The organism is Yinghuangia soli, from assembly GCF_021502675.1.
Lineage (GTDB): Bacteria > Actinomycetota > Actinomycetes > Streptomycetales > Streptomycetaceae > Yinghuangia > Yinghuangia soli.
Map to the genome: position 1 here is coordinate 139286 of NZ_JAKFHA010000002.1, position 25111 is coordinate 164396.

Consider the following 25111-nt stretch of genomic DNA (forward strand, 5'->3'; position numbering starts at 1 on the left):
GCACCAGGTACCGGGGGGGGGGCCCGCGGGCGGGCCCCCCCGGGGGGGCCGCCGGCCCCCCCCCCCCCCCCCCCCGGCCCCCCCCGGCACTGCACCAGGTACCGCACCGGGGGATCGCACGGCGGGGGATCGCACTGTGGGGGATCGAGAAGAGCCATGAAGCCTGTAGACCCGCGCCTGCTCCGCCACGCCCGAGCCACCCGGGGATTCCTCGCCCTCACGGTCGTCCTGGGGGTGGCCGGCGCCGGGCTGGTCATCTTGCAGGCCGGGCTGCTCGCCACCTTGATCGTCGGGGCGTTCGAGGACGGCAAGTCGCTCGCCGACCTGCGGACGCCACTCGTCGGGCTGGCCCTCGTCGCGGCCGGCCGGGCGCTGATCGCCTGGCTCACCGAGGTCGCCGCGCACCGCACGTCCGCGGCGGTCAAGTCCCAGCTGCGGCGCAAGCTGCTCGCGCACGTCATGCGGCTCGGCCCGGCCTGGCTCACCGGGGCCCGCAGCGGCGAGCTGACCACCCTGGCCACCCGCGGAATCGATGCGCTGGACGGCTACTTCGCGCGCTACCTGCCGCAGTTGGTGCTGGCCGTGGTGGTGCCGGTCGCCGTGCTTGCCCGCATCGTCACCGGCGACTGGATCTCGGCGGCCACGATCGTGGTCACGCTGCCGCTGATCCCGCTGTTCATGGCGCTGATCGGCATGGCCACGCAGAAGTACATGGACCGGCAGTGGGACGTGCTCGCCCGCCTCGCCGGGCACTTTCTCGACGTGGTGGCCGGGCTGCCGACCCTCAAGGTCTTCGGCCGCGCCAAGGCGCAGGCCAAGTCGATCCGCACCATCACGGACGACTACCGCAAGGCGACGCTCAAGACCCTGCGGGTCGCGTTCCTGTCGTCCTTCGCCCTTGAACTGCTGGCCACCATCTCGGTGGCGCTGGTCGCGGTCGGCGTCGGACTGCGCCTCGTGGACGGCGACTTGGACCTGTACACCGCCCTGGTGGTGCTGATCCTCGCGCCGGAGGCCTACCTCCCGCTGCGCCAGGTGGGCGCGGAGTACCACGCGAGCGTCGAGGGACTCACGGCCGCGGAACGCGTGTTCGCGGTCGTGGAACAGGAGCCGGGCGTGCCGGGCGGGACGCTTCCGCCGCCGGCCGCGGGGCGGGCGGTCGTGCGGGTCGAGGACCTGGTGGTCCGGCATGCCGACCGCAGCACGCCGTCGGTGTCCGGTGCGTCGCTGGTGCTGCGGCCGGGAGAGACGACGGCTTTGGTCGGGCCCAGCGGGGCGGGCAAGTCGACGGTGCTGGCGGCGCTGCTCGGGTTCGTGCGTCCGGATGCGGGACGCATTACCGTGGACGGCGCCGAGCTCGGCGAGTTCGACGCGGAGGCGTGGCGCGCGCAGATCGCCTGGGTGCCGCAGCGGCCGTACCTGTTCGCGGGGACGGTCGCGGACAACCTGCGGCTGGCCGACCCGGCGGCGGACGACGCGCGCCTGCGCGAGGCGCTGCGGTCCGCGCACGCCGAGGAGTTCGTGGCGGCCGCGGGCGGCCTGGACACGGTCCTGGGGGAGGACGGCGCGGGTCTGTCGGCGGGGCAGCGGCAGCGGCTGGCGCTGGCGCGCGCGTTCCTGGCCGACCGGCCCGTCCTGCTGCTCGACGAGCCGACCGCGAACCTGGACGGCGAGAGCGAGGCGGCGGTCGTGGACGCGGTCCGCACGCTCGCGCAGGGCAGGACGGTGCTGCTGGTCGCGCACCGGCCGGCGCTGGTGGCGGTGGCGGACCAGGTCGTGCACTTGGCCGGACCGGTGGTCGTTGCCGAGCCTGCGCGCGCCGGTCATCCGCAAAGCCGGTCCGACAATCGGACCGCCGGTGCCGAAGTTGCTCCGGTCGACGGCCCCACGACCCAAGACTCCGCCCCCGATCCCCGCGACGCATCCGGCGGCACCCTCCGCCGCCTCCTCCGCCTCGCCCGTCCCGTCCGCTCGCGTCTCGCGCTCGCCGTGCTCCTCGGCGCGATCGCCCTCGGCAGCTCGGTCGGCCTCATGGCCACTTCCGCCTGGCTGATCTCGCGCGCCTCGCAGCACCCGCCTGTGCTCACGCTCATGGTCGCGGTCACCTCGGTCCGCGCGTTCGGCATCTCCCGTGCCGTCTTCCGCTACGCCGAGCGCCTCGTCTCGCACGACGCCGCGTTCCGGATCCTCGCCGACCTGCGGGTCCGCGTGTACGAGCGGCTCGAACGCCTCGCGCCCGCCGGCCTGCCCGCCTTCCGCCGCGGCGACCTGCTCTCCCGCCTGGTCGCCGACGTGGACGCCGTCCAGGACTTCTTCCTGCGCGCCCTCCTGCCCGCCGCCGTCGCCGCCGCGGTCGGCCTCGCCGCGGTCGGCGTCACCGGCGCGTTCCTCCCCGAGGCCGGCGCGGTGCTCGCCGCCGGACTGCTCGCGGCCGGGGTCCTCGTCCCGTGGATCGCGGCCCGGTTCGCCCGGCGCGCGGAACGCCGCGTCGCCGCGGTCCGCGGCGACCTCTCCACCGGCATCGCCGAACTCCTGCGCGGCGCCCCCGAACTCATCGCCGCCGGTGCCGCCCCCGCCCGCCTGGCCGCGGTCGACGCCGTCGACGACCGGCTGCGCCGCACCGAGGCCCGGCAGGCCCAGGGCGCCGGGCTCGGATCCGGCCTGGCCGCGCTCGCCGCCGGTGCAACAGTGTGGGGCTGCACGGCAGTCGGTGTCGCCGCGGTCGCCGCGGGGCGCCTGGACGGCGTCCTGCTCGCGCTCGTCGTCCTCACGCCGCTCGCCGCGTTCGAGGCCACCGCGGTCCTGCCATCCGCGGGCCGCCATCTGGAATCGTCGCGCCGCGCCGCGGCCCGGGTCTTCGAGGTCGTCGACGCCCCGGCCCCGGTCCGCGAACCGGCCGCCCCGCAGCCCGTACCGCCCGGCCCGCACACCCTCGGCGTCCGTGCCCTGAAAGCCCGTTGGACGCCCGCAGCGCCCCTCGCCCTCGACGGCGTCGACCTCGACCTGGCCCCCGGACGCCGCATCGCGGTCGTCGGCCCCAGCGGCTCGGGCAAGACCACACTCGCCCAGGTCCTGCTGCGCTTCCTCGACCCCGCGGACGGCAGCATCCGCCTCGCCACCGCCCCGGGCACTCCCGGTACGCCCGGCACGTCGGCCGAACTCGCCGACCTCGACGGCGACGACGTACGCCGCGTCATCGGCCTCTGCGCCCAGGACGCGCACGTCTTCGACAGTTCGGTGCGCGAGAACCTGCGCCTCGCCCGCCCCGGCTGCGACGACGCCGCCCTGCGCGACGCCCTCGCCCGGGCCCGCCTCCTCGACTGGGTCGACAGCCTCCCGCGGGGCCTGGACACGATGGTCGGGGAGCACGGCGCCCGCATGTCCGGCGGGCAGCGCCAACGCCTGGCCCTCGCCCGCGCGCTGCTCGCCGACTTCGACATCCTCGTGCTCGACGAGCCCGCCGAGCACCTCGACCTGCCGACGGCCGACGCCCTGACCGCGGACCTGCTGGCCGCGACCGAGCACCGCACCACGGTCCTGATCACCCACCGGCTGGCCGGCCTGGACGCGGTCGACGAGATCGTCGTGCTCGACCGGGGCCGCATCGTGCAGCGCGGCACCTGGCCGGAACTCATGGCATCCGAAGGCCCGTTCCGCGACCTGCGCGAACGCGAGGCGGCCGCGGACCGGGTGCTCGAAGGATCCTGAAGCGCGGCGCACCGCAGACCGCCTCCCGGACAATCGTCCGCAGGCCGACCGGATTCCGAAAGGACACCTCATGCCGAGCAGCGAGCCGCCGGCACCGTGGGGCGAGATCGCCGCGTACCGCGGTGAACTGACCGGCTACTGCTACCGCATGCTGGGCTCCCCGTTCGAGGCCGAGGACGCGGTGCAGGAGACGCTCCTGCGCGCATGGCGGGCCGCCGACCGCTTCGAGGGCAGGTCCGGCGTACGTACGTGGCTCTACCGGATCGCCACCAACGTCTGCTTCGACGCACTGGAGGCCGGCCGGCGCCGGGCACGACCGGTGGACCTGGCGTCGCCGGTCAGCGGCGCCACCGGCCCGGGCGAGCCGTGGGACGACGCGCTGCTCGTCGGCCCGTTCCCCGGCAACGGCTCCGGCACCGGTTCCGCGGCCGCGGACGGGCACCTGGGCGCGGCGGGCGATCCCGCCGCTGTCGTCGCCGCGCGGGAGTCCGTGCACCTGGCCTTCATCGCCGCACTGCAATACCTGCCGTCGACGCAGCGGTCGGTCCTGCTGCTGCGCGAGGTGCTCGGCTTCTCCGCCCGCGAGGTCGCCGACCTGCAGGGCACCAGCGTTGCAGCGGTGAACAGCGTCCTCCAGCGGGCCCGTACGACGCTTGCCGCGCACCACGGTCCGCCGCACGAGGCCTCCACCGCAGCCGGGGACGACGTGCAGCAGGCCCTCGCCACCCGGTACGCCGACGCGTTCGCCCGCTACGACATGGAGGCGCTGGCCATGCTGCTGCACGTCGACGCCACGATGTCGCTGCCGCCGTACGCCACCTGGATGCGCGGCCCTGCGGACATCCGGGCCTGGCTGACCGGGCCCGCCGTGGGCTGCCGCGACTCGCGGCTGATCCCGACGGCGGCCAACGGCGTGCCCGCGTTCGCCCAGTACCGGCCGGCGCCGGACGGCGGCCACGCCGCCTGGGGCCTCCATGTGGTCGAGACGGCCGGCGGCCGGATCACCGGCATCACCGTCTTCCGGGACACCGAGCGGCTGTTCCCGCTCTTCGGCATGCCCGGCCGACTGGCCCCCGGCACCCCGGACGGGGCCGTGTGCAGCTGACGGCGCGGCTACGCCGACACGCAGAACTCGTTGCCCTCGGGGTCGAGCAGCGTCACCCACGACGACGGGCCGACCCGCCCGCGGTGCGAGAAGGTCGCGCCGCGTTCGATCAGCTGCTCGGCGACCTTCTCGATGTCGTCCGCCCCGACGCGCACGTCGAGGTGCATGCGGTTCTTGACGGTCTTGGCCTCGGGCACCGTCTGGAACAGCACGCGCGGTGCGCGGGCCAGTCCCTCGGGGTGCCGGATCGCCTGGCCGAGCTTCCACACCAGGACGCCGTTGTGCGTCTTGGTGTCGTCCTCGCTCGCATGCCCGGCCGCGACCAGGCCGCGGATCATCGCCTCGTCACTGGGCTCCACCTCCCACCCCAGCGTCTCGGCCCACCAGTCGGCGAGGGTGTGCGGATCGGCGGCATCGACGGCGACCTGGAACTCGTAAGCCATGCCGCGACGCTACCCGCGGACCCCCTGCCGAAGCCCGGATTGCGGACCGCGCCACGCCGTCGATTTCGAACAGAATTTCGAATCGAGCCGTCCGGCCCACCCACTGACGATCAGCGGTCCCTTCGTGTTGTCCGGAGAAAAGCGATCAAATGGCCGTAATGTCATGACCATGCTGGACGCATCCGATCCCGGCCGTGCGCAAGCGGGCACCCCCGGCGACGCCAGCCGGCTGCCCGAGCTCGCCGCGCTCGGCCTCGACGACCTGGTCGCCGAGGTCGTCGAGCGCCTGCAGAGCGCGGCGGCGACCGGCGACAAGCTGCAGGGCCTGCTGGAAGCCGTGGTCTCGGTCGGCGCCGACCTCGACCTGCACGCCACGCTGCACCGGATCGTCGAGGAGGCCGTCGACCTGGTCGACGCCCGCTACGGCGCGATCGGCGTGCTCGGCCCGGAGGGCGCTGACCGGCACCTCGTCGACTTCATCACGGTCGGCCTCGACGAGGAGCAGGCCGCCCGGATCGGCGATCTGCCGCACGGCCGCGGCATCCTCGGGCTGCTGATCGACGACCCCGAGCCGCTGAAGCTGGACGACCTCACGCTGCATCCGGCGTCGTACGGCTTCCCGGCCGACCACCCGCCGATGCACTCGTTCCTGGGCGTCCCGATCCGGCTGCGCGACGAGGTGTTCGGCAACCTCTACCTCACCGAGAAGCGCGGCCGTCCCGGCTTCACCACCGAGGACAAGCAGGTCGTGCGCGCGCTCGCGGCGGCGGCCGGCGTAGCGATCGAGAACGCCCGGCTCTACGCCCAGGCCCGCGAGCGCGAAGAGTGGATCCAGGGCTCGATGGACATCACCACGACCCTGCTGAGCACCGAGGATCCGGACGAGGCGCTGCAGGTCGTCGCCAAGCGGGCGCGGGCGCTCGCCGAGGCGGACTTCGCGGCCATATACCTGCCGCAGCCGGGCGGTTCGTACCTCGTCGAGATCACCGACGGCGAGGACAAGTCGTCGCTGGGCGGCACGGTGATCCCGCAGGGGTCGCCGCTGGCCTTGGCGATCGATGCGGGGCACAGCATGTTCATCGCGGACATGAGCACCGACCCGCGCGTGATGCTCGAGCAGTCCCGGGCGTTCGGCCCCGGGCTGTTCGTCCCCCTGGCCGCGGGCGACCGTGTGCTCGGCGCCCTGGAACTGGACCGCAGCATCGGGGCGGTGCCCTTCACCGACACCGAGCAGGCGATGTTCCAGGCTTTCGCGGGGCAGGCCGCGATCGCGCTGATGCTGGCCGGCGCGCAGCGCGACCGGTCGCGGCTCGCGGTCTACGAGGACCGCGACCGGATCGCGCGCGACCTGCACGACCTGGTCGTGCAGCGGCTTTTCGCGACCGGGATGATGCTGCAGGGCGCGGCCCGGCTGGCCCAGGTGCCCGAGGTGATCCGGCGCGTGAATCAGGCCGTGGACGAGCTGGACGCGACCATCCGCGAGGTGCGCAGCACCATCTTCGCGCTGCAGCAGGGGCCGGAGGACGCCGGTCCCGGGGTGCGCGCCAGGCTGCTGCGGGAGGCCTCGTCGGCGTCCACCACGCTGGGGTACGAGCCGTCGGTGACGTTCGTCGGGCCGGTCGACTCGCGAATCCCGGAAGAGGTGGCCGACAACATGCTGGCCGCGCTGCGCGAGTCGCTCTCCAACACCGCCCGGCACGCCGAGGCCACGCGCGTCGAGGTGGCGCTCGTGGTCGAGGACGACGCCGCGCTCACCGTGACCGACAACGGCAAGGGCATCCCGGAGGGCGGCCGGCGCAGCGGCCTGGACAACATGCGCCGCCGTGCGGAAGGCCTCGGCGGCAGCATGGAGTACGGCCCGGGCCCGAGCGGCAAGGGCGCCCGCATCGTGTGGCGCGCCCCGGTCTGAGATCCCGAGCTGGAAGCTCCGGCCCCGAGGCCCGGGACCAGGGAGCACCGGTCGGCAGAAGTGCCGGGCACCGCGGTGCGGCGCCCGGCACGTGCGTACTCCCGGCCGTGACTTACTGGCGGCCGTGACTTACTGGCCGGGTCTTACTGGCCAGGACTTACTGGTGGTGGTGCTGCTCGGCCTTGGTGCGGGCCACGTATGCCGCCGCCTGCGTGCGGCGCTCCATGCCCAGCTTGGCCAGCAGGCTCGACACGTAGTTCTTCACGGTCTTCTCGGCCAGGTGCAGCTCGCCGCCGATCTGGCGGTTGGTCATGCCCTCGCCGATCAGGTCGAGGATCTTGCGCTCCTGCTCGCTGAGCGCGGCGAGCCGGTCGTCCTCCTTGGCGCCGCCGCGCAGCCGCTCCAGGACCCGGGCGGTGGCCACCGGGTCGAGCAGCGACTTGCCGGATGCCACGTCGCGCACCGCGCCGACCAGGTCCGAGCCGCGGATGTCCTTGAGGACGTAGCCGGAGGCGCCCGCCATGATCGCGTCGAACAGCGCCTCGTCGTCGGAGAACGAGGTGAGCATCAGGCAGCGCACGTCGGGCAGCGCGGAGCGGATCTCGCGGCACACCTCGACCCCGCTGCCATCCGGCAGCCGGACGTCCAGGACGGCGACCTGGGGGCGGGTGGCGGGGATCCGCACCAGCGCCTCGGCGGCCGTGCCGGCCTCGCCGACGACCTCGATGTCGTCCTCGAGGGACAAGAGCTCGAACACGCCCCGACGGACCACCTCGTGGTCGTCGAGGAGAAACACCCGGATGGTTCCATTGTCAGTCACTTATACAGATTCGCATGGGAACGTCCGACTTGCCCGCACCGGGTCCCCGACAGGCCCGTGAACAGGGGGGTTCGGGGGTCTGCACGGGTGGCGCGGGACGGTTGTTGTGGGCGTCCGACAAACGGCGCAGGACTTCTCGGGGCGGTTGACGCTATCTGCCGAGCTGACTGCCGGGTAACGTTCCCGTGTGCAGCCTTCGGGTGATCCCGAACTGCATGCCTGTGCGCAGGTGCCATCCCGGATTTACCCGGGAATTCCTAGGAAATCCTAGGAGTACAGCCACCACGTCGTGGCCCGGTATGTCGCGCACACCCCGCGCGGCGACCGGACCCGGCAAGCCGGATTCGGAACGCGGCGATCCCGCGGGCCGGACAGACCGAGGAGAGAACGTGGCAGTGGACCATGTGGGAGGGCCCGCAACGGGCGCCGGCCTCCCCGATCCGGTACGGCCGGATCTGGACACGAGTCAGACTCCGGGGCTGGTCCAACTCCTCACCCCCGAGGGTGAGCGAGTGGAGCACCCGGACTGGTCGATCGACCTCACCGACGACGAGTACCGCGGGCTCTACCGCGACCTCGTCCTGGTCCGCCGCTTCGACGCCGAGGCCACCGCGCTGCAGCGGCAGGGCGAGCTGGGCCTGTGGGCCTCGCTGCTCGGCCAGGAAGCCGCGCAGGTCGGCTCGGGCCGTGCCCTGGGGGCCGCGGACTACGCGTTCCCCACGTACCGCGAGCACGGCGTCGCCTGGTGCCGCGGTGTCGACCCGCTGAACCTGCTGGGCATGTTCCGCGGCGTCAACCACGGCGGGTGGGACCCGAACAGCAACAACTTCCACCTCTACACGATCGTCATCGGCTCGCAGGCTTTGCACGCGGTCGGTTATGCGATGGGGCAGCAGCGTTCCGGTACGGACGGTGCGGTGGTGGCCTATTTCGGTGACGGCGCCTCCAGCCAGGGCGATGTCAACGAGGCGTTCACGTTTGCCGCGGTCTTCAATGCGCCGGTCGTGTTCTTCTGCCAGAACAACCAATGGGCCATTTCCGAGCCCACCGAACGCCAGATGCGCGTTCCGCTGTACCAGCGCGCGGCCGGATTCGGATTCCCCGGCGTGCGCGTCGACGGCAACGACGTGCTGGCCTGCCTCGCGGTCACGCGCGGCGCGCTGGAGCGCGCCCGCCGCGGCGAAGGCCCGATGCTGATCGAGGCGTTCACCTACCGCATGGGTGCGCACACCACCTCGGACGACCCCACCCGCTACCGGCTCGCCGCCGAGCTGGAGGCGTGGAAGCTCAAGGACCCGATCGAGCGCCTCAAGGCCTACCTGCACAAGAACGGCCTGGCCGACGCGGAGTTCTTCGCCGACCTGGAGGCGGAGAGCGACGAGCTCGCCAAGCGCGTCCGGCACGGGGTCCGCAACATGCCCGACCCCGACCCGACCCTCATGTTCGAGCACGCCTACGCCGAGCCGCACCGGCTCGTCGACGAAGAGCGCGCCGAATTCACCGCGTACCACGCGTCCTTCAAGGACCAGGGCCAGGAGGGCGGGCACTGATGGCCGGTATTTCGGGCGGGAAGCCCACCCAGATGACGATGGCGCAGGCCATCAACGCGGGCCTGCGGCGCGCTCTCGAGGACGACGCCAAGACCCTGATCATGGGCGAGGACGTCGGCAAGCTCGGCGGCGTCTTCCGGGTCACCGACGGCCTGCAGAAGGACTTCGGCGAGGACCGCGTCGTCGACACGCCGCTCGCCGAGTCCGGCATCGTCGGCACCGCGATCGGCCTCGCGCTGGCCGGCTACCGGCCGGTCGTGGAGATCCAGTTCGACGGCTTCGTGTACCCGGCGTACGACCAGATCGTCTCGCAGCTCGCCAAGATGCACGCGCGGGCGCTCGGGCACGTGAAGATGCCCGTCGTCGTCCGCATCCCGTACGGCGGCGGCATCGGCGCGGTCGAGCACCACAGCGAGTCGCCCGAGGCGTACTTCGCGCACACCGCAGGTCTGCGCGTGGTCTCGCCGTCGAACCCGGTGGACGCCTACTGGATGATCCAGCAGGCCATCAAGTCCGACGACCCGGTCGTCTACTTCGAGCCGAAGCGCCGCTACTGGACCAAGGCCGAGATCGACCCGGCCGCGGCCCCCGACCCGCTGCACAGCGCCCGCGTGGTGCGCGAGGGCACCGACTGCACGCTGGTCGCGTACGGCCCGATGGTGCAGACCTGCCTGGACGCGGCCGGCGCGGCCGCCGCCGACGACGGCCGCAATCTGGAGGTCATCGACCTGCGGTCCCTCTCGCCGGTCGACTTCGACACCATCGAGGCGTCGGTCAAGCGCACCGGACGCCTGGTCGTGGTGCACGAGGCGCCCACCTTCCTGGGCATGGGCTCGGAGATCGCGGCGCGCATCACCGAGCGCTGCTTCTACCACCTGGAGGCCCCCGTCCTGCGGGTCGGCGGCTACCACTCGCCCTATCCGCCGTCCCGGATCGAGGAGGAGTACCTGCCGGACCTGGACCGGGTGCTCGACGCCGTCGACCGCTCGCTGGCCTGGTGAGGGAGACCGACATGGCGCAGATCAGGCAATTCGTGATGCCCGACGTCGGTGAAGGCCTCCTGGAGGCGGACATCGTGGCGTGGCAGGTCGCGGTGGGCGACAAAGTGACCGACGGGCAGGTGATCGTCGAGGTCGAGACCGCCAAGGCGGTCGTCGAACTGCCCTGCCCCTTCGACGGGGTGGTGGCCGAACTGCTGGCCGCCGAGGGCGACACCGTGCCGGTCGGCTCGCCGATCATCCGGGTCGCGGTCGAGGGCGAGGCGCCCGCCGCCGAGGCACCGGCCGCGCCGGCCGAACCCGCGGCGGCCGCCGCGGGTTCGAAGGCCGGCGACGACAACCCGGGTGCGGGCCGCGAGGCGGTCCTGGTCGGGTACGGCGTCCGCGCCACCAGCGCGCACCGCCGCCCGCGCAACAAGCCCGCGGGCCCGTCCTCGTCCCCGGCCCCCGGCCGGCCGGCGAGCCCCGCCGCGGCACCCGCGGCACTGCCGGTGCGCACCCCGGTGCCGCCCGTACCGCCGCCGTCCGGCAGCGTGCTGGTGCTGGCCAAGCCGCCGGTGCGCAAGCTCGCCAAGGACCTCGGGGTGGACCTGGCGAGCCTCGTCCCGACCGGTCCCAACGGGGTGGTGACGCGCGATGACGTGCACGCCGCCGCGGCCGGGCTGACCCTGGCGACGGCTCCGTCGGCCGGCGGCGCGGCCATGGTGGGCGACGTCTCGTTCGCGGGCGGCGAGCGGCGCGTGCCGGTCAAGGGGGTCCGCAAGGCGACCGCGCAGGCGATGGTGGCCAGCGCGTTCACCGCGCCGCACGTCACCGAGTGGGTGCAGGTCGACGTCACCCGGACCGTGAAGCTGGTCGCCAAGCTGCGGGCGCTGCCGGAGTTCGCCGAGGTCAAGGTCTCGCCGCTGCTGCTGGTCGCGAAGGCGCTGCTGGGCGCGGTGCGCCGCAACCCGGACGTCAACGCGTCCTGGGACGAGGCGAACCAGGAGATCGTCTACAAGGAGCAGGTGAACCTGGGCATCGCGGCGGCCACGCCGCGTGGCCTGATCGTGCCGAACATCAAGGACGCGGGCGGCCTCGGCCTGGTCGGTCTGGCCCGTGCGCTGGGCGATCTCACCGCGACCGCCCGGGCCGGCAAGACGCAGCCCGCGGAGCTGTCCGGCGGCACGATCACCATCACCAACGTCGGGGTCTTCGGAATCGACGGCGGTACGCCGATCCTCAACCCGGGCGAGGCGGCGATCCTCGCGGTGGGGGCCATCCGCGACATGCCGTGGGTGCACAAGGGCAAGGTGAAGCCGCGCAAGGTCACCACGCTGGCCCTGTCGTTCGACCACCGCCTGGTGGACGGCGAACTGGGCTCGAAGGTGCTCGCGGACACCGCGTCCGCACTGGAGTTCCCGGAGCGGCTGATCGCCTGGGGCTGACGCACCGCGCGGCTCCCGGCCGCATCTGCAGCACACGCCGAAGGGCGGGCCGTCGCAGCGGCCCGCCCTTTCGCGTCGTCCGGTGGCCCGGTGCGGCTACTCCTGGATCGAGTGGACCAGCACCACGCAGCTGTCGTCGATGTCCACGAGGGTCTGGCAGCCTCCCGCCGAGCCCGTGTTGGTCTGGTCGACCTCCACCACGCGGATGGTGGTGCGCAGTTGCGCGGCGTCGTCGTCGGTCAGCTTGATCTGGTAGGGGAAGCTGGCCACTTCGCCGGGGTTCAGGTCGGCGACGTAGAAGTACTCGCGGTTCCGCTCGTCGCACTCGCTGTTGTTGACCACATCGGTCGAGTAGCAGGCCCGGCTGACCGCGCGCAGCACCAGGCCGGTGGCCTTGGCTTTGCCTTCGTTCTTGACGTCGACGTCGTAGATGACGTTGCTGGAGTCGCCGATGAGCGGGCCGTGCGCATCCACGATGATCTTGACCGTCCCGCCGATCTGCGGCTGGGCCTGCGCGGTGCCGGGGCCCGCGAGGCCGAGCGCGAGCAGCGGCGGAATGGCGGCCAGGAGTGCGGTCTTGCGGCGCATGGGTGTCCCTTCGGTCGCGACCGGCCGCCCCGGCGGACTGCCCGGCGGCCGGCGCCCCCGCGCGTGCGTGGGCGGGTGCCGCACCAGCGTGGGTGTCCGATCCGGTACGGAAAACCGCTGAAAGGGTGATGTTCAAGTGATTTCATGCAATCAGTGTTAAAGGAGATAAAATTGATGCGCTGATCGAGCGAAAACTCTCCACGCGGCGACTAGGACGAAAAGTCCGCGGGGTAGTCGGCCACCGCTGAGGCCTCCCGGGCGCCTGCCCGCGGCCGATGCGTGCCCGGCCCGATGCCCCGATGGAGAGTGATACGCCCATGCGCCGCTCGCGTAAGAACCGGATGCGGGTGCTGGCCGCCGCACTGGCCGCCTCGCTGCTGCCGCTGTCCTCGGCCTTCGCCGCCCCGGACGAGCCGAACGGCCCGAAGGGCGAAGAGGGCGCCTGGTACGAGGTCTTCTCCCAGGACGGCCGCATCACGCTGGAGCGCGCCAAGGGCGGCGACACGAAGCCGGAGACCCGGGCGGTCGGCGATGCCAAGCTCACCACGTTCGCGGCGAACGGCCCCTCGGTGAACCGCATGGACTTCGTCTTCGAGGGCGACGGCTACACCAAGGACCAGCTGCCCGCGTTCGCGCAGCAGACCCAGGCCGCCTGGAACGCCCTCTTCTCGCACGAACCCCTCAAGACGTACGCCAAGTTCGTCAACGGGCACCGCATCGACATCGAGTCCTCGGTCTCCGGCATCTCCGCGGACGGCAACCGCAGCAACGTCAAGCAGACGCCGCTGGGCATGCGCTTCTGGTGCCACGGCATCGAGCGCCTGCTGTGCGTGGACACCGACAAGGCCGAGAAGTACGCGAAGATGGCGCCCGCGGCCAACAAGATCATCACGATCGCCAACACCTCGACCTACGGCGGCGCGGGCGGTGGTGTGACCACGGCGACCGGCAGCAACCAGTTCTCCAACCAGGTCTTGGTGCACGAGATGGGCCACTCGCTCGGCGCGCTCGGCGACGAGTACGACACCCCGTTCGGCTCGGGCGGCGGCGAGGAGCCCGCGTTCCCGAACGTCACCGCGTTCACCGAGCAGCAGATGCGCGAGCGCAACACCAAGTGGACCAAGTGGCTCGGCGCGGACTCGGTCGACAACGCCAAGATCGGCGTGCACCAGGGCGCGAACTACTACACCAGCGGCTTCTACCGGCCCACCCCGGACTCCGTGATGCGCACGCTGGGCAAGGAGTTCAACAACGTCAGCATCGAGGCGCTGATCAAGGGCATCTACAACATCGTCCGCCCGATCGACGGCTCGACGTACGAACCGCGCGGCTACCTGCTGCCCGACCAGCAGGTCTCCACTTCGGTGCAGTCGCTGCCCAACGGCCAGATGCAGGTCTACTGGGCGCTCAACGGCCAGGCGATCCCCGGCACGGTCGGCAAGCTGCAGATCAACTTGAAGGACTACGCGAACCTGATCAAGAAGGGGCAGTACAACAGCCTCTCGGTGACGGCCCGCGACACCACGCCCTGGGTCAAGGACGAGGAATTCCGCAACGCCAAGATGACCCAGACCGACTCCTGGTGGGTCTGGGGCGGCTGATCACCGGCTGCTGCAGCGCGCTCGTGACCGCTACAGCGTGACGGCGATGTTGGCGAGGATCCGGTCGGCGGCCTGGCGGTCGCCTTCCACCTTCAAGTCGGCCGCGGCCGGCCGGATCCGCCCGCACATCAGGCGCGCGAACGTCTCCCAGTCGGTGGCCAGCACGGCCAGCGGCGCAAGCGGGACCTGCCCGCCGATCGAGGCCCGGCCGCCCGGTCCTACGGTGACCGTGCGCATGAACTCCAGCGGCCCGTGCACGTCGAACACCACGGCGTGTCCCGCGCCTATCCGGGCGTCCTCGGCCACGACCCTGGGCAACTGCCCGAGCAGGAAGTCGCGCGAAATCTGCGCCGCGGCGGAGTCGAGGCCGCCGGGCCGCCCCATCGCCCGGCGCACGTCCTGCTCGTGCGTCCACACGTCGAACGCGCGCGACCGCAGCAGGTGCTTGTACGGGGTGCTTCGGCCCATCATGCCGCGCACCTCGGTCTCGGGGCGGCAGTCGCTGTCCCGCAGCATGCGCAGCCGGCGCCCCACCACGTAGGAGAGTTCGCCGGTCATCTCGGCTGCGGTGTGGCAGCGCCGCACATCCACGGGTATCTCGCAATAGCGGCTGAACTCGTCGCCCGGCCGCACGTGCGCGAGGTCGCTCGGCAGGTTGTGGATCGGCCGGGGATCGCCGAGCAACTCCAGTTCGACGCCGATCACATGCGACACGACGTCGCGGATCGACCAGCCGGGGCACTCGGTCGCGCGGTTCCACTGGCCTTCGGTCAGGCCGTGGCAGACGTCGGAGAGCGCACGTACGGACTGCTCCCACGCGTCGACGAGATACTGGAGATCATTGCTCACGGCGAAACCTCATGGGTGTCGGGACGCCCCCTCCCGGCCCGTCCTGAGGCCCTGACGTCCATGCAGGCACGTTACGCTGCGAAGTAGGCCCAGGGAGCGGGTTCGCGGGAAGCGGCCCGCGCTTCGCGGGCGTTCGGACGGTAACGGTCAGCGGGATGTGGTGGTCTGCATGCGGGTGTCCCTGATTCAGCTCGAAGTGGACCTTTCCGTGCCCGCGGCCGACCGGCTGGCCGAGGCCGCGGAACTGGTCCGCGGCCGCGCGGGCGACCATCTGGTGGTGCTCCCCGAGCTGTGGCTGGCCGGCGGCTGGGACTACGCGCGCTGGGACGAGGACGCCGAGGCGCTCGACGGCCCGACCGCCCGCACGATGGCGGACGCCGCGCGCGATGCGGGCGTGTGGCTGCACGCGGGCAGCATCGTCGAGCTGGGCCCGGACGGCGCGCACTACAACACGTCGCTGCTGATCGGCCCGGACGGCCTGCGGCGCGCTGCGTACCGCAAGATCCACCGGTTCGGCTTCGACAGCGGCGAGGCGGCGCTGATGGGCCCGGGCGACGAGATCGTCACCTGCCCGACGCCGTTCGGCACGATCGGCCTGGCGACCTGCTACGACCTGCGGTTCCCGGAGATGTTCCGGCTGCTGCTCGACCAGGGCACCGAGGTGCTCGTGGTGCCCGCCGCGTGGCCGGCCCGCCGGGTCGAGCACTGGCGCTTGTTCGCGCGTGCCCGCGCGGTCGAGAACCAGGTCTTCGTGCTGGCCTGCAACACCGCGGGCGAGCAGGCCGGCCTCGCGCAGGGCGGGCACAGCATGGTGGTGGACCCCTGGGGCGAGATCCTCGCCGAGGCCGGCACGGGCTTCCAGGTGCTGACCGCCGAGATCGACACCGCACTGGTCGCCAAGACCCGCGCCGACTTCCCGGTCCTGAAGGACCGCCGCCTCGGCCGCTGAGCGCAGGTACGACGAAGCCCCGCCCTCCGACCGGAGGACGGGGCTTCGCGGATTCCCGGCGTCAGCGCGCCTTGAGAGCGTCCGTCATCACGGCCCACGAGGACGGGGCGACGGTGAGCATCCCGCGCGCGGGGTCCTTGCTGTCCCGGACCGGGACGACGGGGAATCCGTCGGCGACCTCGACGCAAGCTCCGCCGTCAGCGTTGGAGTACGACGACTTGCGCCACTTGGTTGCGAAGCCGTCGGCGACCTCGACACAGGCGCCGCCGTCGTCGTTGGAGTAGGACGACTTGCGCCACGCGGAGGCGCAGACGTCGGGCGTGATTCGCTTCATGTCTCGTACTCCTTGATGACCGCCGTGATTAAGTCCGCCGTCTGCCCTGGTGTGAGGGCTTCTGCACGTACTCGATCGTATGTCCGTTGGTGGCTCCGAACAGTCGAAGGTTCGTCAATGATTTGGTCGTTCGTGACGCCTTCGAGGTACGCCATCCGGCCGTAGGGGTCCGGCAGCGTCAGCAGGATCAGAGGTCCTCCGAGCATGCACCGGCCTCCGCGCGCGAGCGGGGCGATCTGGAGAACCGAGTGGCGCGTGTCCACGAACGGGAGCAGGGCGGTGAGTTGATCGCGCATGATCTCCGGTCCGCCGATGACTCGGCGGATGACCGACTCGTCGAGGATGGCGGAGAGGAACGGAGGGTCGTCGCTGCGCAGGCGTTCCTGGCGTGCCATACGCCGCGCGACCTTGGAACCGATCTCTTCCGGAGTCGCGTCCGGCGCTGCGGCAATGTGCGCCGCCTGTGCGTAATCGCGTGTCTGCAGCAGGCCTGGAATCCAGTACGGCGTGTACTCGAAGATCTCTTCCGCGCGGGCCTCTTCGCTCATGTAGTCCTGGTAGCGGTCCGGGAAAGCCTCGTCCTTGACCGTCTCCCAGAGGATGACGAACATTCCGTGTGTACCCAGCTCTTCGTCCAGCTGGGCGGGCAGTTTCGGCGGGATCGGGCTGCCGTTCTCGTAGCGCGACCACGCTGACGTCGAGTAGCCGAAAAGGTCCGCGGTGTCCGCGAGGCTCATCCCGCGCCGTTCGCGCTGCTGCCGGATGGCCTGTCCGAAGCGGTGCAGCCGCTTGGCGTGCTCGCCAGGGTCGTTGGGCCGGAATCGTGCCATGCGCTCCCCTCCGTATCCCACCCCTGGGCGGGACGGAATCCCGTCGCAAGCGGGGACGGGCCGTCACTGCACAGCGTAGAACCGGACAGTCAGGATGGGCACACGGAACGTGAAGATGCCTGGCAGGGAAGGCGCGCAGAATGACCGACGATGACCGGCCGCCCGGCCGGCGCCGCACGAGCCGGATGACGATCCGGGTCTACCAAGCCGGCACGGAAGGCGGCGAGCCCGCCCAGGTGGTCCGTCAGCGCGACCCGACGATGGTGCCGATCTCGCCGTTCGCGTGGGAGGCCTGCGTGTGCCCGAGGTGCACCCGCCACAGCTCGTGAGCAGCCCGTCCGATGACGCACCCAAGCCGCAGAAGGAGGGCACGCGATGCCCGACACGAAGCACAAGAAGCCGTGAAGCGCGTCCACCAGCGGGACTTCATCCCGGACGTCATCTGGCCGTTCGACACGGAAACCGACACCTGCGGAACGGCCGTGGACCGCAAGGTGACTCCCGGCAAGTGGAGCGAACTCGTCTCCGCCGACATCCCGTTGGTCACCCAATGGGACGACGGTGCGCACACCGGCCCCGAACCGGGGTCACTTGCCTCGTCGTCCGCGTCGATGCCCGGGGTTGTCGCCACCATGCTCGCGGCGCTCGCCCCGCGCGAGGGCCAGGCGATCCTCGACATCGGGACCGGCACCGGCTACACCGCGGCGCTCATCGCCGAAGCGGTCGGCCCCGCAGGGTTCGTCACCACGCTCGAAGTCGACCCCGCCGTCGCCGCAGCCGCCCGCAGCAACCTGGAACGGGCCGGGATCGCCAACGCCGAAGTGGTCACCGGTGACGGCTTCGAGGGCTGGGCGGCTCGCGGACCGTACGACGCCGTGCACGTGACCTGCGGCATCCGGCGTATCTCGCCTGCTTGGGTCGGCCAGTGCCGGCCCGGCGCGCGCATCGTCCTCCCTTGGGGCACCGACTACACCCAGCACGACCGGCTGCTGACCCTCACCGTCCACGGCGACGGATCGGCATCCGGGGGCGAGCACGGCCGTCGAAGCGACAGCGACCTGACGAGATCCGAGGCCCAGGAGGTGATCGGCCACGACGGCGGCTTCGCCGTCGGACTCCGCGTCCCGGACTGCTTCGTCGACCCGGCGTCCACCGGCGAGGACGCGGTCGCGCTCTGGCTCTACTCGACCCGCGACCGGTCCGTGGCGTACGCCGGGTTCCGAGACGGCCACGCCCCCGACATCGCCGAGGCCGGACCGCGCTCGTTGTGGACCGAGGCCGCCCACGCCCGCGCATGGTGGGTGCGGCACGGCCGCCCCGGTCCCGAGCGCTTCGGCCTCACCGTCACCGCGACCGGGACGCGCGCGTGGCTGGACCGCCCGGACGGCGAATCCTGGGCGCTGTGAGCCACCCGGACCGCCCCGCCCGCACCGTCTCCCCACACGGTGCGGGCGGGGCACCCGCACGCCGCGAAGCCGCCTCTTGTCGGTGCTCCGAATCCGGGTCCCGAGGTGTTTGACTGGGGATCATGAGCGAGTCGAAGCGTCGCGTTCGGGTCCGCGCCCCTGAGCTTGTCGGCCGCGGCGGGTGGATCAACACGGGTGGCAAGGACCTCACCCTGGCGGACCTGCGGGGCAAGTGCGTCGTCGTCGATTTCTGGACGTTCTGCTGCATCAACTGCCTGCACGTGCTGGACGAACTCCGGGCGCTGGAGGAGAAGTACCGCGACGTCCTGGTCGTCATCGGGGTCCACTCGCCCAAGTTCGCGCACGAGACCGACCACGAGGCGGTGCGCGCCGCCGTCGAGCGGTACGAGGTGCGCCACGCGGTCCTCGACGACCCCGACATGGCCACCTGGAAGCAGTACGCGGTGCGCGCCTGGCCGACCCTGGTCGTCATCGACCCGGAGGGGTATGTCGTCGCGCAACTGGCCGGCGAGGGCCACGGGCACGCGGTGGACGCGCTGGTCGCCGAGCTGGTCGGCGAGCACGAGGACAAGCGCACGCTGCACCGCGGCGACGGCCCGTACGTCCCGGCCGAGGTGGCGCGCACCGACCTGCGGTTCCCCGGCAAGGTGCTGCGGCTGCCGTCCGGCACCCTGCTGGTCGCCGACTCCGGCCACCACTCGCTGGTCGAACTCGCGGACGACGGCGTGACCGTGCTGCGCCGCATCGGCTGCGGCCGCCGCGGGCTCGTGGACGGCGGTCCCCGGCATGCCGAGCTCGCCGAGCCGCAGGGCCTTGCCCTGCTGCCCGCCGAGGTCGCCGCGCACGTCGGCTACGACGTCGTGGTCGCGGACACCGCCAACCACGCGCTGCGCGGGGTCTCGCTGGCCACCGGAACCGTGCGCACGGTGGCGGGCACCGGACGCCAGTGGTGGCAGGGTGCGCCGACGTCGGGCGCGGCCCGCAGCGTCGACCTCTCCAGCCCGTGGGACGTGGCGTGGTTCGGCGGCCGCGTGGTGGCCGCGATGGCCGGTGTGCACCAGCTGTGGGAGTTCGACCCGGTGGGCGAGGCGCTCGACGTCCTGGCCGGCACCACGAACGAAGGCCTGGAGGACGGGCCGGTGGAAACCGCGTGGTTCGCCCAGCCGTCCGGCCTGGCCGTCTCGCCGGACGGGCACACGCTGTGGGTCGCGGACTCCGAGACCTCGGCGCTGCGCGAGCTGACCGACGGCCAGGTGACCACCGCGGTCGGCGAAGGTCTCTTCGACTTCGGGCTGCGCGACGGCGACGCGAACCAGGCGCTGCTGCAGCATCCGCTCGGCGTGACGGTCCTGCCGGACGGCTCGGTCGCGGTCTCCGACACGTACAACAGCGCGCTGCGCCGCTACGACCCGGTCACCCGGACCGTGAGCACCCTGGCCACCGGGCTGCACGAGCCGTCGGACGCGGTCGTGGTCGCGGACGACGACGGCGTGTACGTGATGGTCGTGGAGTCCGCGGCGCACAAGCTCACCCGCATCCGCATCCCGGACGAGGCCCTGACGGTGCCCGAGGCGGCGCACCGCACCCGCCGCCCGGCCGTCGACATCGCCCCCGGCAACGTCCTGCTGACCGTGGTGTTCGACGCGCCGCCCGGCCAGAAGCTCGACGACCGGGCCGGACCTGCCACCCGCCTGCTGGTGGAGGCCAGCCCGCCCGCGCTGCTGCTGTCCGGCGAGGGGCCGGGCACCGAGCTGACGCGCACGCTCGTGCTGGACGACTCGGTCACCGAGGGAGTCCTGCACGTCTCGGCGCACGCGGCATCCTGCGATGCGCTGGGGCCGGACGGAAAGCCGGTGGAGTACCCGGCCTGCCACATCCACCAGCAGGACTGGGGCGTCCCGATCCGCATCACCGCGAGCGGCGCGGCGGAACTGCGCCTGGTCCTGTCGGGCATCGAGCCGCCGGAGTAGTACTCCGGCGGCCCGGTCCCGGCGTCCGGCCGGGTCCTCCCGCTCAGCTCTCCAGGAACGCGTTCATCGCCGACGCCAGCAGGTACGGGTCGGATGCCCCGCACAGTTCGCGCGCCGAGTGCATCGACAGCTGCGCGATGCCGACGTCCACGGTCTCCACGCCGAGCCGCGTCGCGGTGATCGGGCCGATCGTCGACCCGCACGGGATGGAGTTGCGGCTCACGAAGGTCTGCCACGGCACGCCGGCCCGCTCGCAGGCCGCCGCCCACATCGCCCGGCCGTTCGCGTCGGTGGCGTAGCGCTGGTTCGCGTTGACCTTGAGGATCGGGCCGCCGTTGGGCACCGGGTGGTGGTCCGGGTCGTGCCGCTCGGGGTAGTTCGGGTGCACCGCGTGGCCCACGTCGCTGGACAGGCACATCGTGTCGGCGAACGCCCGGGCCTGGTCGTCCCAGTGCCCCGAGCCGACGATGCGCCGCAGCGTGTTCTCCAGCAGCGGCCCGGCCGCGCCGGTGGTCGACGCGCTGCCGATCTCCTCGTGGTCGAACGCCGCGAGCACCGGGATGTGCGTCAGGTCCGGAGACCCGGCGGCGGCGAGCAGTGCGGCCAGACCGGCGTGCACCGACACCAGGTTGTCCAGGCGCGGCGCGGCCAGCAGCTCGCGGTCGCGCCCGAGGTAGGCGGGCGGCTGCACGTCGTGGACCATCAGGTCCCAGCCGGCCACGTCGGCGGCCGAGACTCCGGCCTCCTTGGCGACGTACTCGACGAGTTCGCCCTCGACGACCGGGCCGAGGCCCCACACCGGGGTCATGTGGGTCTGCTTGTCGAGCGTCATGCCCTCGTTGACCGCGCGGTCCAGGTGGATCGCCAGCTGCGGGACGCGCAGCAGCGGCCGGTCGACGATGACCAGGCGCTCGGAGCCGTCGCGCAGCGCGAGGCGGCCGGAGAGGCCCAGGTCGCGGTCCAGCCAGGTGTTGAGCAGCGTGCCGCCGTACAGCTCGACGGCGACCTGCCGCCAGCCCGCGCGCCCGGTGTCCGGACGCGGCTTCACCCGCAGGTTGGGCGAGTCGGTGTGCGCGCCGACGATCCGGAAGCCGGTCGCCTCGGAGGCCCCCTCGGGCACGTACCAGGCGATCAGCGCACCGCCGCGCAGGACGAAGCGGCCGCCCGGGCCGCCCTCCCACCGGTCGTTCTCGGCCAGGCGGCGGAAGCCGAGCGCGGTCAGGCGCTCGGCCGCGTTCGCGGCCGCGTGGTACGGCGACGGGCTGGCCGCGATGTAGCGGATCAGGTCGTCGGTGTGCGCACGGTCGAACCGGTGTCCCAGGGGTGACGTCATGGTGCTCCTGTCCGCGGCCGGACACCGCGGCCCGCGGCTTGCCCGGGCGGCCGGCCGTCGATCTTGATGCGGGCTCGCTGCCGAGGGTACGCCCGGATCAGTGGAAGAGCAGGATCCCGCCCGCCGAGCCGGCCAGCATGCCGACGAAGGCGACCGCGCAGAACCCGCAGCCGTCGAGCGGGACCTTGGCCTTGGTCGACTCGGGTGCGGAGTCCACCGCCTCGGTCGCGGCACGTTCCGCCCAGTACGCGTCGGGGGCGGTGATGATCTTGGCGCCCCACGCCTCGGTCGGCCGGAAGCGCACCACGATGATGCCGCCGACCCGGTAGTCCGGGATGTCGACGAGGTTGATCGGCTGGGTCAGCGAGACGCGGAAGGCCGGGCCCTCGTCGGGGGCCACGGTCAGGTCGAACTCGACGGGGATGTCGCCGGTCTCGGAGGAGAGCGCCTTGCGGCTCTCGATCCGGGCCAGGGCCAGGACCGGCTCGGGGCGCGGTCCCTGGATCCGCCGCCGCCGCTTGGTGCCGACCATGAACCACACGAGGTTCACGGCGAGGAGCGCGGCACCGGTGGCCGCCGCGGTCCCGCCGCCGCTGCCCACACCGGCCATGATCAGGCAGGTGATGCCGCCGCCGAGGGTGATCCCGGTGGCGAGGCCGCGGGCCATGGCCCCGGGGCCCTTGAAGGCCGCGGGGTCCACGCGGCCGGGGTGCTGCGGTGCGCCCGCTGCATCGGAGGGTCTGCTCGTCATGGCGGCGATTCTGGCGGCCCCGACCGGCCCGGGTGGCGTCCGGTGTGAAACCGGTACCGGACCCGGACACAAACGTTCCCCCGCACCCGGGACGGAAAGGGTGCGGGGGAACGTTCGCGGCAAACCGCCGGCCTGCCGGAGCCGGCCTCAGGCGCGGATCAGAACGCCTCGACCGGCAGCTCCATGAGCGAGTTGTCGGTCTGCTCGGCCATCACGCGCTGCGGCGTGAGCAGCGGCAGCACGCTCTGCGCGAAGTGCTTCGCCGCGGCGATCTTGCCCTGGTAGAAGGCCTTGTCGCGGTCCTTCGCGCCGTCCAGCTTGGCGAGCGCGACGGAGGCCTGGCGGAGCAGCAGCCACGCGACGACCAGGTCGCCGGAGGCGAGCAGCAGGCGGGTGGTGTTCTGGCCCACCTTGTAGATCGAGGTGATCTCCTGCTCGGACGCCATCAGCTGGGTGATGAGCGTGCCGACGATGCCCTGCACGTCCTCCGCGGCGCGGGCCAGCAGCGCCTTCTCCGCGGCCAGCGTCTCGCCGCCCGCGTCCGAGGCGATGAACTCCTGGATCTCGCCGGCCACCTGGGTCAGCGCGGCGCCCTGGTCCCGGACGATCTTGCGGAAGAAGTAGTCCTGGCCCTGGATCGCGGTGGTGCCCTCGTACAGGGTGTCGATCTTGGAGTCCCGGATGTACTGCTCGATCGGGTACTCCTGCAGGAAGCCGGAGCCGCCGAAGATCTGCAGCGACTGGGCCAGCTGCTCGTACGACTTCTCCGAGCCGTAGCCCTTGACGATCGGCAGCAGCAGGTCGTTGACCCGCTCGGCCAGCTCGTCGCGGGTGCCCTCGGCCTCGGCCTGCGCGATGCGGTCCTGCCAGGTGGCGGTGTAGAGCACCAGCGCGCGCATGCCCTCGGCGTACGCCTTCTGGGTGAGCAGCGAGCGGCGCACGTCCGGGTGGTTCGTGATCGGGACGCGCGGCGCGGCCTTGTCGGTCATCTGCGCGAGGTCGGCGCCCTGCACGCGCTCCTTGGCGTACTCCAGCGCGTTGAGGTAGCCGGTGGAGAGGGTGGCGATGGCCTTCGTGCCGACCATCATGCGCGCGTACTCGATGATCTTGAACATCTGCGCGATGCCGTTGTGCACCTCGCCGACCAGCCAGCCGACGGCCGGCACGCCTTCCTTGCCGCCGAAGGTGACCTCGCAGGTCGTGGAGACCTTGAGGCCCATCTTGTGCTCGACGTTGGTGACGAAGGCGCCGTTGCGCTCGCCCAGCTCGCCGCTGTCCCAGTCGAAGTGGAACTTCGGCACGATGAACAGCGAGAGGCCCTTGGTGCCCGGCCCGGCGCCCTCGGGGCGGGCCAGCACCAGGTGCACGATGTTCTCGGTCATGTCCTGGTCGCCCGAGGTGATGAAGCGCTTCACGCCCTCGATGTGCCAGGTGCCGTCCTCCTGGCGGACCGCCTTGGTGCGGCCGGCGCCGACGTCCGAGCCGGCGTCCGGCTCGGTGAGGACCATGGTGGAGCCCCACTGGCCGTCGACCATGCGGGCCGCGACCTTCTTCTGCTCGTCGGTGCCGAGCGCGTGCACGACGTGCGCGAAGTCGGGGCCGGCGGCGTACATCCACAGCGCCGGGTTGGCGCCCAGCACCAGCTCGGCGACGGACCAGCGCAGCGACAGCGGGCACGCGGTGCCGCCCATGTCCTCGGGCAGCGCCAGGCGCCACCACTCGGAGTCCATGTACGCCTTGTAGCTCTTCTTGAACGACTCGGGCAGCGTGGCGCTGTGCGTCGTGGGGTCGAAGACCGGGGGGTTGCGGTCGGCGTCCGCGAAGGAGTCGGCGAGCTCGTTGACGGCCAGCCGCTCGACCTCGGCGAGGATCGAGCGGGCGGTGTCCACGTCCATTTCTGCGAACGGGCCACTGCCGTAGACCTGCTCGCGGCCGAACACCTCGAAGAGGTTGAACTCGAGGTCGCGGAGATTCGACTTGTAGTGACCCATGGTGTGGCTCCGCCTGTTCGTTTCCGGCATCGTACTGACTGGTAACCCAATGATCCTACCCGCCGGTAACTTTGGCAATCCCCGACACGGGCCAAACGTCCCCCGGAAGGCGCTAATCTCGGTGCTCGTGTACGGCTACGCGACCGAGGAACCCCAGGTACGGGCAGACGGCCCGAACCTGACCGACGCCGTGCGCGCTTTCGCGACCGGGATGATGAACGGCGAGGACTTCCAGTCCGTCTTCATAGCCTCGAAGGTCTTCTGCCCGCGCGGCGAGCGCCCGGGCTTCCTGGCCCTGCACAACACCCCCGAGCCGGTCATCCCGATGTTCTCCTCGCTGGAGGAGCTCAAGCGGTACGCCGGCGAGGAGTCCCGGCACTTCACGGTCACCGGGGCCGAGGTCCTGGACCTGCTGCCCAACGGCTACGGCTTCGTCCTGGACCTGGACGGCGAGCACCGTGTGATGTTCGACGCCAAGGCCATCGAGCAGATGATCAACTTCGCGATGCGCCGGATGTACGGCTGACC

At 71.9% G+C, this 25111-nt stretch carries 21 protein-coding genes; 12 read left to right on the forward strand and 9 right to left on the reverse strand.

Going from position 1 to position 25111, the window contains the following annotated elements; all coding sequences use genetic code 11:
- Positions 1-156: 156 nt before the first annotated feature.
- Positions 157-3708, forward strand: coding sequence for a thiol reductant ABC exporter subunit CydD (gene cydD / locus LZ495_RS04770; protein WP_235050643.1), 3552 nt, complete (start codon positions 157-159; stop codon positions 3706-3708).
- A 70-nt stretch (positions 3709-3778) separates the two neighbouring features.
- Complete coding sequence (locus LZ495_RS04775; protein WP_235050644.1) at positions 3779-4813, forward strand: sigma-70 family RNA polymerase sigma factor; 1035 nt, start codon at positions 3779-3781, stop codon at positions 4811-4813.
- A gap of 8 nt (positions 4814-4821) precedes the next feature.
- Here LZ495_RS04775 and LZ495_RS04780 read toward each other — a convergent pair whose 3' ends face one another.
- Positions 4822-5256, reverse strand: coding sequence for a VOC family protein (locus LZ495_RS04780; protein WP_235050645.1), 435 nt, complete (start codon positions 5254-5256; stop codon positions 4822-4824).
- A 169-nt stretch (positions 5257-5425) separates the two neighbouring features.
- Between LZ495_RS04780 and LZ495_RS04785 the strand changes: the two genes are divergently transcribed.
- Complete coding sequence (locus LZ495_RS04785; protein WP_235050646.1) at positions 5426-7165, forward strand: GAF domain-containing sensor histidine kinase; 1740 nt, start codon at positions 5426-5428, stop codon at positions 7163-7165.
- 157 nt (positions 7166-7322) lie between these two features.
- On the opposite strand, the gene LZ495_RS04790 is transcribed toward LZ495_RS04785, so the two are convergent.
- Positions 7323-7985 carry a response regulator gene (locus LZ495_RS04790; protein ID WP_235050647.1) on the reverse strand — a complete coding sequence of 221 codons (663 nt, stop codon included), beginning with the start codon at positions 7983-7985 and terminating at the stop codon, positions 7323-7325.
- 299 nt (positions 7986-8284) lie between these two features.
- Between LZ495_RS04790 and pdhA the strand changes: the two genes are divergently transcribed.
- The 3 genes from pdhA to LZ495_RS04805 are packed head-to-tail and all read left to right on the forward strand — an operon-like array spanning position 8285 to position 11960.
- Positions 8285-9535: a pyruvate dehydrogenase (acetyl-transferring) E1 component subunit alpha gene (pdhA, locus tag LZ495_RS04795; RefSeq protein WP_235050648.1), complete on the forward strand. Its 1251-nt coding sequence runs from the start codon at positions 8285-8287 to the stop codon at positions 9533-9535.
- Between the two features lie 32 nt (positions 9536-9567).
- Entirely contained in the window at positions 9568-10536 is a 969-nt protein-coding gene (locus LZ495_RS04800; RefSeq protein WP_372498533.1) for an alpha-ketoacid dehydrogenase subunit beta, read from the forward strand.
- Positions 10537-10547: 11 nt separating this feature from the next.
- Positions 10548-11960, forward strand: a complete 1413-nt coding sequence (locus LZ495_RS04805) for a dihydrolipoamide acetyltransferase family protein (RefSeq protein WP_235050650.1) — start codon at positions 10548-10550, stop codon at positions 11958-11960.
- 96 nt (positions 11961-12056) lie between these two features.
- Here LZ495_RS04805 and LZ495_RS04810 read toward each other — a convergent pair whose 3' ends face one another.
- Entirely contained in the window at positions 12057-12548 is a 492-nt protein-coding gene (locus tag LZ495_RS04810) for a hypothetical protein (protein ID WP_235050651.1), read from the reverse strand.
- Between the two features lie 317 nt (positions 12549-12865).
- Between LZ495_RS04810 and LZ495_RS04815 the strand changes: the two genes are divergently transcribed.
- Positions 12866-14149 carry a M64 family metallopeptidase gene (locus tag LZ495_RS04815; protein ID WP_235050652.1) on the forward strand — a complete coding sequence of 428 codons (1284 nt, stop codon included), beginning with the start codon at positions 12866-12868 and terminating at the stop codon, positions 14147-14149.
- Positions 14150-14179: 30 nt separating this feature from the next.
- Here the strand turns inward: LZ495_RS04815 and LZ495_RS04820 are convergent, their stop codons facing one another.
- Positions 14180-14998, reverse strand: coding sequence for a maleylpyruvate isomerase family mycothiol-dependent enzyme (locus LZ495_RS04820; RefSeq protein WP_235050653.1), 819 nt, complete (start codon positions 14996-14998; stop codon positions 14180-14182).
- Between the two features lie 169 nt (positions 14999-15167).
- Between LZ495_RS04820 and LZ495_RS04825 the strand changes: the two genes are divergently transcribed.
- Entirely contained in the window at positions 15168-15947 is a 780-nt protein-coding gene (locus LZ495_RS04825; RefSeq protein WP_235050654.1) for a carbon-nitrogen family hydrolase, read from the forward strand.
- Positions 15948-16008: 61 nt separating this feature from the next.
- On the opposite strand, the gene LZ495_RS04830 is transcribed toward LZ495_RS04825, so the two are convergent.
- Complete coding sequence (locus tag LZ495_RS04830) at positions 16009-16281, reverse strand: DUF397 domain-containing protein (RefSeq protein WP_235050655.1); 273 nt, start codon at positions 16279-16281, stop codon at positions 16009-16011.
- Positions 16278-17111 (reverse strand): helix-turn-helix domain-containing protein, encoded by an 834-nt coding sequence (locus LZ495_RS04835; protein WP_235050656.1) that lies wholly within the window; start codon positions 17109-17111, stop codon positions 16278-16280. Before LZ495_RS04835 ends, LZ495_RS04830 begins: the two co-directional genes overlap by 4 nt.
- Before the next feature lie 140 nt (positions 17112-17251).
- Between LZ495_RS04835 and LZ495_RS04840 the strand changes: the two genes are divergently transcribed.
- The 3 genes from LZ495_RS04840 (at position 17252) to LZ495_RS04850 (ending at position 20508) form a co-directional block, all read left to right on the forward strand.
- Complete coding sequence (locus LZ495_RS04840; protein WP_235050657.1) at positions 17252-17440, forward strand: hypothetical protein; 189 nt, start codon at positions 17252-17254, stop codon at positions 17438-17440.
- A gap of 72 nt (positions 17441-17512) precedes the next feature.
- On the forward strand, positions 17513-18517 hold the full coding sequence (locus tag LZ495_RS04845; RefSeq protein ID WP_235050658.1) for a methyltransferase domain-containing protein: 1005 nt from the start codon (positions 17513-17515) through the stop codon (positions 18515-18517).
- 122 nt (positions 18518-18639) lie between these two features.
- On the forward strand, positions 18640-20508 hold the full coding sequence (locus tag LZ495_RS04850) for an NHL domain-containing thioredoxin family protein (RefSeq protein WP_235050659.1): 1869 nt from the start codon (positions 18640-18642) through the stop codon (positions 20506-20508).
- A 43-nt stretch (positions 20509-20551) separates the two neighbouring features.
- Here LZ495_RS04850 and LZ495_RS04855 read toward each other — a convergent pair whose 3' ends face one another.
- The 3 genes from LZ495_RS04855 to LZ495_RS04865 all read right to left on the reverse strand — a co-directional run bounded on the left by LZ495_RS04855 (position 20552) and on the right by LZ495_RS04865 (position 24583).
- Positions 20552-21841 carry a M18 family aminopeptidase gene (locus LZ495_RS04855; protein WP_235050660.1) on the reverse strand — a complete coding sequence of 430 codons (1290 nt, stop codon included), beginning with the start codon at positions 21839-21841 and terminating at the stop codon, positions 20552-20554.
- A gap of 97 nt (positions 21842-21938) precedes the next feature.
- On the reverse strand, positions 21939-22592 hold the full coding sequence (locus LZ495_RS04860) for a hypothetical protein (protein WP_235050661.1): 654 nt from the start codon (positions 22590-22592) through the stop codon (positions 21939-21941).
- A 158-nt stretch (positions 22593-22750) separates the two neighbouring features.
- Positions 22751-24583 carry an acyl-CoA dehydrogenase gene (locus tag LZ495_RS04865; protein ID WP_235050662.1) on the reverse strand — a complete coding sequence of 611 codons (1833 nt, stop codon included), beginning with the start codon at positions 24581-24583 and terminating at the stop codon, positions 22751-22753.
- Positions 24584-24710: 127 nt separating this feature from the next.
- Here LZ495_RS04865 and LZ495_RS04870 point away from each other — a divergent pair, with 127 nt between their 5' ends.
- A complete protein-coding gene (locus LZ495_RS04870; protein WP_235050663.1) occupies positions 24711-25109 on the forward strand; it encodes an SseB family protein in 399 nt (132 codons plus the stop codon).
- The last annotated feature ends 2 nt before the right edge of the window (positions 25110-25111 follow it).